The 12,255-nt window shown below is 70.0% G+C and carries 5 protein-coding genes; all 5 read right to left on the reverse strand.

From position 1 onward, the window contains the following. Positions 1 to 432 precede the first annotated feature (432 nt). On the reverse strand, positions 433 to 2,334 hold the full coding sequence (locus ACFPCY_RS40675) for a hypothetical protein (protein WP_378264810.1): 1,902 nt from the start codon (positions 2,332 to 2,334) through the stop codon (positions 433 to 435). A 287-nt stretch (positions 2,335 to 2,621) separates the two neighbouring features. Then, positions 2,622 to 6,500, reverse strand: a complete 3,879-nt coding sequence (locus tag ACFPCY_RS40680; RefSeq protein ID WP_378264812.1) for a DNA-directed RNA polymerase subunit beta' — start codon at positions 6,498 to 6,500, stop codon at positions 2,622 to 2,624. Between the two features lie 20 nt (positions 6,501 to 6,520). Continuing rightward, complete coding sequence (gene rpoB / locus ACFPCY_RS40685; protein ID WP_378264814.1) at positions 6,521 to 9,997, reverse strand: DNA-directed RNA polymerase subunit beta; 3,477 nt, start codon at positions 9,995 to 9,997, stop codon at positions 6,521 to 6,523. A 522-nt stretch (positions 9,998 to 10,519) separates the two neighbouring features. Continuing rightward, positions 10,520 to 11,701, reverse strand: a complete 1,182-nt coding sequence (locus tag ACFPCY_RS40690) for a hypothetical protein (RefSeq protein ID WP_378264816.1) — start codon at positions 11,699 to 11,701, stop codon at positions 10,520 to 10,522. After that, complete coding sequence (locus tag ACFPCY_RS40695; RefSeq protein ID WP_378264818.1) at positions 11,698 to 12,228, reverse strand: hypothetical protein; 531 nt, start codon at positions 12,226 to 12,228, stop codon at positions 11,698 to 11,700. The genes ACFPCY_RS40690 and ACFPCY_RS40695 overlap by 4 nt, the downstream gene beginning before the upstream one ends. Positions 12,229 to 12,255: the final 27 nt, after the last annotated feature.

Raw genomic sequence — 12,255 nt, forward strand, 5'->3', positions numbered from 1 at the left:
GGGAGTTTGCTGCGGCGCTGGGCCGCCCTGTCAAATCGCAGGGACCTGCCGGCGCGCACGCAGATTGGCCCGCACACAGCGGGCACAAGCAGAGAGGTTACCGACCACTACGCGAAAGGTCAAAGCGAACGGTCCACTATCGCGAGGGGACCCTCCGGCGCAAGCTCGCGACGCCCCTGCGGGCCATCTTCCCGTAGTCACAACGGCCGAACGCCGACGGGTTGTTCCCGACGTGTGACACAAATCCCGTCGGTGCTCCGTCCACCGTCCCGGACGACCCGCCCCCGGGTCAAGGAACCCTGCCCGGCATTTTGCGTGTCGCCGCCCGGCGCGCTTCCCGTCGCAGCCTCGCGGCCTCGCGGGCCGGCCTGCCTGCCGTCCGGCCCGGGCGGACGATCCGATGGTCGCCGGTCCGGGCCGGAGGGCGGCGGGTCAGAGCTTGAGGGCGACGATCACCACGACGAGGACGACCACCACGACGGCGACGCCGCCGACGATGTACCAGAGCCGCTTGTTGCTCTGGCCGCCGTCCTGCTGCCCGGACGCCTGCTGGTAACCGGGGTACGGCTCGCCGCCCTGAGCGGGCTGGCCGTACTGCTGCTGCCCGTGCTGCTGCCCGGGCTGCCCGCCGAACTGGCCCTGCGCCTGGCCGTAGGGCGCGGCTTGCTGGCCGTACTGGCCCTGCCCCTGCTGGGCGTGCTGTCCGTACTGGCCTTGGTCCTGCTGCCCGTACTGGGCCTGCCCCTGTTCCTGCTGGCCGTACTGCCCCTGGCCTTGATCCTGCTGGCCGTAGTGTTGCTGGCCCTGCTGCTGAGCCGGCTGACCGTAATTCGGCTGGCCGGGCTGCTGCTGACCGTAACCCCCGGGCTGGCCGCCGAACGGCTGCTGCTGGCCGTAGCCGCCCTGGTCCTCCTGGGCGGGCGCGCCCCACTGGCGGCCGACGTCCATCCGGGTCGCGTCGCCCAGGCCCTCGGCCTGCTGACCGTGCTGGGCGTGCTGCCCGTGCTGGCCCGGCTGCTGGCCGCCGGGCTGCTGGCCGTGCGCGGACGGGTCGAACGCCTGGGTCGGCTTGCCGTCCTCGGCCTGCGCGCGGTCGCCGCCGAACCCGCCGGACGGGTCGTGGCCCGCGACGGGAGTGCCGAGGCTCGGCGCCGGCGGCGGGACCATCATGGTCCGCTCGTCGTCCCCACCCTGCTTGCCGTGCCGGCCCTGCTGCTGCCCCTGCTGCTGACCGCCGGGCTGCGGGCTCGCCCACGGCTCGGGGGTCTCCGGCGTGGCCGGGGCCTGCCAGGGCTCGGCCGGACGGCGCTCCGGACCGGACGCCACCGGGACGTCCGGGCCGGGCGACCACGCGACGGTGGCCTGGTCGTCCACCTTGGGGCCCTGCCGCTCCGGCTCGGCGGCCGGAGCCGGGGTCGCGGCGGGACCGGGGACGATGAGCGTCCGCTCCTCGCCGCCCTGCGCGGGCGTGCCCGGCTCGGCCGCGGGCGCCTTCGGCTCGGCGGGCGGCGCGAACGGCTCGACCGGCGGCGGGTAGGCGGAGCCCTGCGGCGGGCCGAACTGGTCCTGCGGGGCACCGAACGGCGGCTGGGCCTGCTGCTGCGGCTGCCCGTACTGGCCCTGGTCGAACTGGCCGGGCTCGGGCTGCTGGCCGAACGGCTGCTGCGGGTAGGCGGACTCGCCCGCCTGCTGCTGGCCGCCGAATCCCTGCGGCGCGCCGGGAGCCTGCCCGTACGGGTCGTGCGACTGCGCACCGAAACCCTGCTGCTCGTGCTGCGCCCCGCCGAAACCCTGCTGCTCGCGGGGCTGTCCGCCGAAGCCCTGCTGCTCGTGCGGCTGCTGCCCGTAAGGCTGCGGCGTGCTGGGCTGGTCGCCGTAGGGCTGCTGCCCGTACTGCTGCCGCTCCCCCGGCTGCGCGGGCGGCGCAGCCGGCGCCGGGGACGCCCCGAAACCGCCCTGGTCGGCGGGGGGCGTGCCGAAGCCGCCGGGTGCACCCTGCGGCTCGTGCGGCGGGACGGGCGGCTGCTGGCCGACCTGCGGAATCGCCTCGATCATCGTGGGCGGGGCGGGCGGCGGCGTGGGCCGCGCGGGCTCCACCGGAGCCTCGGATTCGGGCCGCTCGGCGGGCTGCGGCACGGCGGGACCGGCGCTCCCGGCACCGCCGAGCTGCGGCGCGCCGAAGACGACCGTGCGGTCGCCCATCGGCCGCGCGGGCGGCTCGGCGCCCCCGGACTCCTCACGGGAACCGGCCGCCCGGCCCTCCGCGCCCTCGGGCTTCTCCTCGTCCCGGGGCGACGGCCACTGCGGTCCCTGCGCGCCGTCGTTGTCGGTCATCGTCAGGCTCCTTCGGGCGGATATTCCCACGTGAGGGTGGTCCTCACGATGTGACTCATCGGCTCAAGCCTGCCCCGTGCTCCGGGGCGATCGCAAATCACCACCGTCCGTTCGACGCCCCGGCAGGTCGGTCCGTTCCAGGCCACGGCGTCCCTTCCCACCCGAAACCACCGCGCCGCACCCGCCCGAATATCGAACATCCGGACGGGACGCGCCCCGTCCCGAAATCCCCCGCAACAGGAAAAGGCCCCCGCCGAGGCGGGGGCCTTTCACCGACTTGCTACCGCTCAGCGGTTGTACTGACCGAAGTCGTACTCCTCCAGCGGGACGGCCTCGCCGGAGCCCTGGCCGAACGAGTAGTCCGCGCCGTCGTCGTAGGAACCGACGGAGTAGACCGCGGCCTTCGCCTCCTCGGTCGGCTCGACCCGGACGTTGCGGTACTGCGGCATGCCCGTACCGGCCGGGATGAGCTTACCGATGATGACGTTCTCCTTGAGGCCGAGCAGCGGGTCGCTCTTGGCGTGCATGGCCGCCTCGGTGAGCACCCGGGTCGTCTCCTGGAAGGACGCCGCCGACAGCCACGACTCGGTCGCGAGCGAGGCCTTGGTGATGCCCATGAGGACCGGACGGCCCGCCGCGGGCTTGCCGCCCTCGGCGACCACCGAACGGTTGGTCTCCTCGAACATCGGCCGCTCGACCAGGTCGCCCGGCAGCAGCTCGGTGTCGCCCGACTCGAGGATGTTCACCCGCTTCAGCATCTGGCGGACGATGATCTCGATGTGCTTGTCGTGGATCGACACACCCTGCGACCGGTACACCTCCTGGACCTCGTGGACCAGGTGGAGCTGGACCGCGCGCGGGCCGAGGATGCGCAGCACCTCGTGCGGGTTCTGCGCGCCGACGATGAGCTGCTGGCCGACCTCGACGTGGGCGCCCTCGAAGACGCCGTCGGCGAGGCGGGCCCGCATCGGGACCTGGTAGGCGATCTCGTCGGTGCCGTCGTCCGGCACCACGACGATCTTCCGGGTCTTCTCGGTCTCGTCGATCTTGATCCGGCCGGCGACCTCGGAGATCGGGGCCACACCCTTGGGGATGCGGGCCTCGAAGAGCTCCTGGACACGCGGCAGACCGTGGGTGATGTCGCCACCCGCGACGCCACCGGTGTGGAAGGTGCGCATGGTCAGCTGCGTACCGGGCTCACCGATGGACTGGGCGGCGATGATGCCGACGGCCTCGCCGACGTCCACCCGCTTGCCGGTGGCGAGCGAGCGGCCGTAGCACGCGGCGCAGACACCGATCTTGGCCTCGCAGACGAGCGCGGACCGGGTCCGCACCTCCTCCACGCCGGCCTCGACCAGGCGGTTGATCACCGTGTCGGACAGGTCGGTGTCGGCCGGGACGATGACCGTCCCGTCGACCACGACGTCCTCGGCGATCGTCCGGCCGACCAGGCTGGTCTCGGACTGGACCGGCTTGGTCAGGCTGCCGTCCGCGGCGCGGTCGGCGACCCGGAAGGCGATCGTGCGGTCGGTGCCGCAGTCGATCTCCCGGACGATGACGTCCTGCGCGACGTCCACCAGACGGCGGGTCAGGTAACCCGAGTCGGCGGTCCGCAGCGCGGTGTCGGCCAGGCCCTTGCGGGCGCCGTGCGTCGAGATGAAGTACTCGACGACCGACAGGCCCTCGCGGAAGGACGACTTGATCGGACGCGGGATCGTCTCGCCCTTCGGGTTCGACACCAGGCCGCGCATGCCGGCGATCTGCCGCAGCTGGAGCGGGTTGCCGCGGGCGCCCGACTGGATCATCATCCAGATCGGGTTCTCCTTCGGGAACGCCTTCTCCATGTCGGCGGCGACCTCGGCCGTGGCCTTGTTCCAGATCCCGATGAGCTCCTGCTTGCGCTCCTCGTCGGTGATCAGGCCGCGGTTGTACTCGCGCTGCACCTTGGCGTCGTCACGCTCGTGCTCGGCCAGGATGGCGCCCTTGTTCGGCGGCGTGACGACGTCCTCGATGGAGATGGTCACGCCGGACCGGGTGGCCCAGTGGAAACCGGTGCTCTTGAGGGCGTCCAGCGCGTCGGCGACCTCGACCTTCGGGTACGACTCGGCCAGCTCGTTCACGATCGCCGACAGCTGCTTCTTGCCGATCTCGGCGTCCACGAACGGGAAGTCCGCGGGCAGCGTCTCGTTGAACAGCGCGCGGCCGAGCGTGGTCTCCAGCCGGTACGGCTGGCCCGGCTCGTAGCCCTCCGGGGCGACCCAGTCGCGCGGCGGCGGGACGTCCTTGAAGCGGAGCTGCACCTTGGCCTGCAGGTCGAGCTCGCCCCGGTCGTAGGCCATGATCGCCTCGGCGATCGAGCCGAACGCCCGGCCCTCGCCGACCGCGCCGTCCTTCTGCGTCGTCAGCCAGTACAGGCCGATGACCATGTCCTGGGTGGGCATGGTGACGGGCTTGCCGTCCGACGGCTTCAGGATGTTGTTGGTGGACAGCATCAGGATCCGCGCCTCGGCCTGCGCCTCGGCGGACAGCGGCAGGTGCACCGCCATCTGGTCGCCGTCGAAGTCGGCGTTGAACGCCGTGCAGACCAGCGGGTGGATCTGGATGGCCTTGCCCTCGACCAACTGCGGCTCGAACGCCTGGATGCCGAGGCGGTGCAGGGTCGGCGCCCGGTTCAGCAGGACCGGGTGCTCGGTGATGACCTCTTCGAGGACGTCCCACACGACCGACTTGGCGCGCTCGACCATCCGCTTGGCGGACTTGATGTTCTGCGCGTGGTTCAGGTCGACCAGCCGCTTCATGACGAACGGCTTGAACAGCTCCAGCGCCATCTGCTTGGGCAGGCCGCACTGGTGCAGGCGCAGCTGCGGGCCGACGACGATGACCGAACGGCCGGAGTAGTCGACGCGCTTGCCCAGCAGGTTCTGGCGGAACCGGCCCTGCTTGCCCTTCAGCATGTCGCTGAGGGACTTCAGCGGACGGTTGCCCGGACCCGTGACCGGACGGCCGCGCCGGCCGTTGTCGAACAGCGCGTCCACGGCCTCCTGGAGCATCCGCTTCTCGTTGTTCACGATGATCTCGGGCGCGCCGAGGTCGAGCAGACGCTTGAGCCGGTTGTTCCGGTTGATCACGCGGCGGTACAGGTCGTTCAGGTCGGAGGTCGCGAAGCGGCCGCCGTCCAGCTGGACCATGGGACGCAGGTCCGGCGGGATGACCGGAATGCAGTCCAGCACCATGCCGAGCGGGCTGTTGCGGGTGTTCAGGAACGCCGAGACGACCTTCAGCCGCTTGAGGGCGCGGGCCTTCTTCTGGCCCTTGCCGGTGCGGATGATCTCGCGCAGCTTCTCCGCCTCGGCGTCGAGGTCGAAGTTCTGGAGCCGGGCCTGGATGGCCGCGGCGCCCATGCCGCCCTCGAAGTACTTGCCGAAGCGGTCGCGCATCTCGCGGTAGAGCAGCTCGTCGCCCTCCAGGTCCTGGACCTTGAGGTTCTTGAAGCGGTTCCACACCTCGTCGAGCCGGTCCAGCTCGCGCTGGGCGCGGTCGCGCAGCTGCTTCATCTCGCGCTCGGCGCTGTCGCGCACCTTGCGCTTCTGGTCGGCCTTGGCCCCGGCCTCCTCCAGCTCCGCCAGGTCGGACTCCAGCTTCTGCTGGCGGGCCTCGACCTGCGCGTCGCGGGCCTGCTCGATCTGCTGGCGCTCGACCGAGATGTGCGCCTCCAGCGTGGGCAGGTCGCGGTCGCGCCGCTCCGCGTCCACGCTGGTGATCATGTAGGCCGCGAAGTAGATGATCTTCTCGAGGTCCTTGGGCGCCAGGTCCAGCAGGTAGCCCAGCCGGGACGGCACGCCCTTGAAGTACCAGATGTGCGTGACCGGAGCGGCCAGCTCGATGTGGCCCATCCGCTCGCGGCGCACCTTGGCACGCGTCACCTCGACGCCGCAGCGCTCACAGATGATGCCCTTGAACCGGACGCGCTTGTACTTGCCGCAGTAGCACTCCCAGTCCCGGGTCGGACCGAAGATCTTCTCGCAGAAGAGCCCGTCCTTCTCCGGCTTGAGGGTCCGGTAGTTGATGGTCTCCGGCTTCTTCACCTCGCCGTGCGACCACTGGCGGATGTCGTCGGCGGTCGCGAGGCCGATGCGAAGCTCGTCGAAGAAGTTGACGTCAAGCAACTTTGTTCCCCTTGAGTTGATCAGACCTCGTCGACGCTCATCGCGCCCTCATTGGGGCGACGGGAGAGGTCGATGCCGAGCTCCTCCGCGGCGCGGAAGACGTCCTCGTCCGTGTCCCGCATCTCGATGGACATGCCGTCGCTGGACAGCACCTCGACGTTGAGGCACAGCGACTGCATCTCCTTGATGAGGACCTTGAAGGACTCGGGGATGCCGGGCTCGGGGATGTTCTCGCCCTTGACGATGGCCTCGTACACCTTCACGCGGCCGAGGACGTCGTCGGACTTGATGGTGAGCAGCTCCTGCAGGGCGTAGGCGGCGCCGTACGCCTCCAGCGCCCACACCTCCATCTCGCCGAAGCGCTGGCCGCCGAACTGCGCCTTACCGCCCAGCGGCTGCTGGGTGATCATCGAGTACGGGCCGGTGGACCGCGCGTGGATCTTGTCGTCCACCAGGTGCAGCAGCTTCAGGATGTAGGTGTAGCCGACCGCGATCGGGTCGCGGTACGGCTCGCCGGTGCGGCCGTCGAACAGCTTCGCCTTGCCGCCCGGGCCGACCATGCGCTTGCCGTCCCGGTTGGGCAGGGTGGAGGAGATCAGGCCGGTGACGTCGTCCTCGCGGGCGCCGTCGAACACCGGGGTGGCGGCACGGGTCCACGGCTCGGCCTGGTCGGCGCCGATCGCCTTGAGCTCGCGCTTCCACTCCGCGTCGTCGCCCTCGACCTTCCAGCCCTGGCTGGCGACCCAGCCGAGGTGGGACTCCAGGACCTGGCCGACGTTCATGCGGCCGGGGACGCCGAGCGGGTTCAGCACGATGTCGACGGGCGTGCCGTCCTCCAGGAACGGCATGTCCTCGACGGGCAGCACCTTGGAGATGACGCCCTTGTTGCCGTGCCGGCCGGCCAGCTTGTCGCCGTCGGTGATCTTGCGCTTCTGCGCCACGTAGACGCGGACCAGCTCGTTCACACCGGGCGGGAGCTCGTCGCCCTCGTCGCGGGAGAACACCCGGACGCCGATGACCTTGCCCTGCTCGCCGTGCGGCACCTTCAGCGAGGTGTCGCGGACCTCGCGCGCCTTCTCACCGAAGATCGCGCGCAGCAGCCGCTCCTCCGGGGTCAGCTCGGTCTCGCCCTTCGGGGTGACCTTGCCGACCAGGATGTCGCCGGGCACGACGTCCGCGCCGATGCGGATGATGCCGCGCTCGTCCAGGTCCGCCAGGACCTCCTCGGAGACGTTCGGGATGTCCCGGGTGATCTCCTCGGGGCCGAGCTTGGTGTCGCGGGCGTCGACCTCGTGCTCCTCGATGTGGATCGAGGACAGGACGTCGTCCTGCACGAGGCGCTGCGACAGGATGATCGCGTCCTCGTAGTTGTGGCCCTCCCACGGCATGTACGCCACGAGCAGGTTCTTGCCGAGCGCCATCTCGCCGGTGTCGGTGCACGGGCCGTCGGCGACGACCTGCCCCTCCTCGACCCGCTGGCCCTCGAACACGATCGGCTTCTGGTTGAAGCAGGTGCCCTGGTTGGACCGCTTGAACTTGGCGATCCGGTAGGTGGTGCGGGTGCCGTCGTCGTTCATGACGGTCACGTAGTCGGCGGAGACCTCCTCGACCACGCCGGCCTTCTCGGCGACGATGACGTCACCGGCGTCGACCGCGGCCCGGTACTCCATGCCCGTGCCGACCAGCGGGGCCTCGCTGCGCAGCAGCGGCACCGACTGGCGCTGCATGTTGGAGCCCATCAGCGCGCGGTTGGCGTCGTCGTGCTCCAGGAACGGGATCATCGCGGTCGCGACCGAGGTCATCTGGCGCGCCGAGACGTCCATGTACTGGACCTCGTGCGGCGGGATCAGCTCGATCTCGCCGCCCTTCTTGCGGACCAGCACCTGCGACTCGGTGAGGTTGCCCTCGTCGTCCAGCGCGGAGTTCGCCTGGGCGACGACGAAGCGGTCCTCCTCGTCGGCGGTGAGGTAGTCGACCTGGTCGGTGACCCGGCCGTCGACGACCTTGCGGTACGGCGTCTCGACGAACCCGAACGGGTTCACCCGGCCGAACGCGGCGAGCGAGCCGATCAGGCCGATGTTCGGGCCTTCCGGCGTCTCGATCGGGCAGGCGCGGCCGTAGTGCGACGGGTGGACGTCGCGGACCTCCATGCCGGCCCGCTCACGGGACAGACCGCCCGGACCCAGCGCGTTCAGGCGGCGCTTGTGGGTCAGGCCCGCGAGCGGGTTGGTCTGGTCCATGAACTGGGACAGCTGGCTGGTGCCGAAGAACTCCTTGATGGAGGCGACGACCGGCCGGATGTTGATCAGCGTCTGCGGCGTGATCGCCTCGACGTCCTGGGTGGTCATGCGCTCCCGGACGACCCGCTCCATGCGCGCCAGGCCCAGCCGGACCTGGTTCTGGATCAGCTCGCCGACGGTGCGCAGGCGGCGGTTGCCGAAGTGGTCGATGTCGTCGACCTCGATCGGCACGGCGGCGCCGCCGACCGACGCCTCCTCCTCACCCGCGTGCAGGCGGACGAGGTACTCGATCGTCGCGACGATGTCGTCCTCGGTCAGCGTGCCCTGGTTGGTCTCCAGCTCCAGCCCGAGCTTCTTGTTGACCTTGTAGCGGCCGACCTTGGCCAGGTCGTAGCGCTTGGGGTTGAAGTAGAGGTTCTCCAGCAGGGTCTGCGCCGACTCCTTCGTCGGCGGCTCGCCCGGACGCAGCTTGCGGTAGATGTCCAGCAGCGCGTCGTCCTGGCCGGAGGTGTGGTCCTTCTCCAGGGTGATGTTGATCGACTCGTAGGAGCCGAAGCGCTCGCGGATGCGCGCCTCGTCCCAGCCCAGCGCCTTCAGCAGGACCGTGACGGGCTGCTTGCGCTTGCGGTCGATGCGCACACCGACGTTGTCGCGCTTGTCGATCTCGAACTCCAGCCAGGCACCGCGGCTGGGGATCACCCGGCAGCCGTAGATGTCCTTGTCGCTGGCCTTGTCGAGCGCGCGGTCGAAGTAGACGCCGGGCGAACGCACGAGCTGGGACACCACGACCCGCTCGGTGCCGTTGATGATGAAGGTGCCCTTGGAGGTCATGAGCGGGAAGTCGCCCATGAACACCGTCTGGCTCTTGATCTCACCGGTGGTGTTGTTGATGAACTCCGCCGTGACGAACATGGGGGCGGAGAAGGTCATGTCCTTGTCCTTGCACTCCTCGGCGGAGTACTTGGGCGGCTCGAACCGGTGGTCCCGGAACGAGAGGGACATGGTCCCGGAGAAGTCCTCGATGGGACTGATCTCTTCGAAGATCTCTTCGAGGCCCGACTGGGTCGGGACGCTCTTGCTTCCGGCCTTCTGGGCCGCCTCGACCCGGGCCTTCCACCTCTCGTTGCCCAGCAGCCAGTCAAAGGAGTTGGTCTGAAGGGCAAGGAGGTCCGGGACTTCGAGCGGCTCCTTGATGCGCGCGAAGGAGACGCGGTTCGGACCGGTTGCGGTATTCGAGGCGTTGCGCGAGGCTGCCAAGAGTGGTCCTTCCGAGGGCTCGCGGCGTAACTGACGACACGCACGCCAGACGATCCAGATGCGAGACCGGCACGATAAGGTCCAAAACGGACCAGGGCAGGAGTGCTCTCGCACGTGGATAGTCAGAGGGCAGCGCAAAGGGGCAGTGTAGTCGACAACCACACCGCTCGCAACTCCAGCGCCGCAGTATGCATCACAGTCGCCTGCGAGCATCGCTCCTCACGCCCGACTAGTCAAGAGCGCACTTGGACTTTTCGGGCTCTGACCTGCAGTGAGGAAGGCCATAGTTTAGAGCCCCTCCGGGCCGGTCCTCGAAGCGCGCCGCGACGGCGTGCCGAAACGCGACGAGCGACCACCCCGCGGGGGGTGGTCGCTCGACTTGTGAGCGGCTCCGGAGAGCCCGATTACGGGCCGTCCGGCACCTCGGTTACGGCCCGGTCGCAGACGCCGCTCAGCGCTGCTCCCAGCGTCGCTTCAGCGCCGTCCTCGGGGCCTTCTCGGGGGCCGTCCTCAAGGGTCGCGCTAGAGCATCTGGAGGTCCGAGACCATCCACTGGCCCTTGACCTTCTTCATGACCATGCGGAGCGTGTACTGGTTCGGCGTGCGCGAGGCGGTGGCCTGCTTGGCGGTGGTCTGGTCGAGGTAGACGAGGGCGATCGCCTTGTCGCCGTCCACGCTCTCCACCGCCGTCTTCACGGCCTGCCCCTCGACCACCGCCTGCTGCTGCTGGGCGCTGCTCCGGACCTGCGCGATCTGCTGGTCGAACTGGGTCCTGAAGTTGCCGGTGGTGTGCGCGGCGGCGCGCTTCAGGTCCGCGTCGATCGTCCGGTAGTCGTAGGACGAGATGTCCTCGGCCGCCCGGGTCGCCGCGAACTGGACCTGCTTGGTGTCCTTGTCGCCGCCCGGGATGTTCGACTTGCCGATCAGGAAGCCGACCAGGGCCGCCGTGAGCAGCACGCACGCCGCCGCGAGGCCCCAGACGGTCGGCGTGACCGACCTCAGGAACCCGCGCTTGCGGCCGGACTTCCCAGCCGCCGGGAGCTCGTCCTCGGTGGCGTCCACGCTCTCGGCCACCAGCGCGGCCTGACGCTTCCGCTTCCGCCTCTTCCGCTTCCCCGCGGGCTCGGCGTCGTCGTCGGTGTCGTCGGTGTCGCCGGTGTCGTCCTCGGCGGACGTCGGGTCGTCGGCGACCGTCTCGGAAGCGGTCTCGGCTTTGGTCTCGGCTTTGGTCTCGGCTTTGGTCTCGGCTTTGGTCTCGGCTTTGGTCTCGGCGACGAGCTTCGCCGTCTTCACGCTCTTCGCGTCGGCCTCGGCGCCGGCGTCGATGTCGGCCGCACCTGGGTCGCCGTCCGCATCCGCGTCCGACTTCGCATCCGCGTCGGTGGCGGAGTCCGTCTCGGTGACCGCATCGGTCTCGACATCGGAGTCCGTCGGGGCGTCCTCGGCGCGCTCGGCGTCCGTGTCCGGGGTCGCGCCGGCGTCCGCTTCTTCCGCGGCGGGTTCGGAAAGTGCGTCCGTACGGCCCTCAGCGGGCTTCTCCGGCGTTTCCGACCCTTCACCGGCGTTGGCGGCTTGCTCCGCCGCGCGCTCGGCCTCCTCGGCCTCTCGGGCGGCCTCCTCGGCCATCCGCCGCGCGATCTCGGCCTTGAGCTTCGCCTCCTGGGCCCGGCGGGCCCGCTCCTCGGCGTTGATGTCGGTCGTCACGGGACCATCCCCATCTTCGACACGAGCCACTTGCCCTTGACCTTGGACATGTCCATCGCGAACCGGTAGTAGCGCGGCTGGCCGTTCGGCACCTTCGGGCTGGTCGTCGTCGCGGTGATCGAGACGATCACCTCGGCCGAGTTCCCCTCCATGGACACGATGCCCGCGCGGACCTGCTGGACCGACGAGGTGGACTGGGACTTGGTGGCGATGTCGGCGATCTGCTTGGCCTGGGTGGCCCACTGGTTCTTGATGTCGCCGGTCATCCCGCTGGTGACCCGCTCGATGCCCTGCTGGACGTTCTTGTAGTCGATGCTGGCGAGGTTCACGCCGGTCTGCCGGGCCGACTGGAGGACGGTCCTGCGGTCCTCCGAGTGGTCCCTGGCCGTCCAGTACTGGACGCCGACGATCACCGTCGCCACCGCGAGGGCGGCCGCCAGCACGCCCAGGACGATGGCGGCGATCGTCGCGCCGCCCCCGCCCCGCGACGCCGCGGCGTCGACCGCGTCGGTCGCGCCGTACTTCATAGCGTCGTCTCCTTTGTCGCGTTGAGG

The sequence above is a fragment of the Actinomadura gamaensis genome, assembly GCF_042652125.1.
GTDB classification, from domain to species: domain Bacteria; phylum Actinomycetota; class Actinomycetes; order Streptosporangiales; family Streptosporangiaceae; genus Spirillospora; species Spirillospora gamaensis.

Coding starts and splice junctions, on each gene's coding strand:
- ACFPCY_RS40675 (WP_378264810.1), bottom strand. CDS start 2,334: ATGACCGACAACGACGGCGCGCAGGGACCGCAGTGGCCGTCGCCCCGG.
- ACFPCY_RS40695 (WP_378264818.1), bottom strand. CDS start 12,228: ATGAAGTACGGCGCGACCGACGCGGTCGACGCCGCGGCGTCGCGGGGC.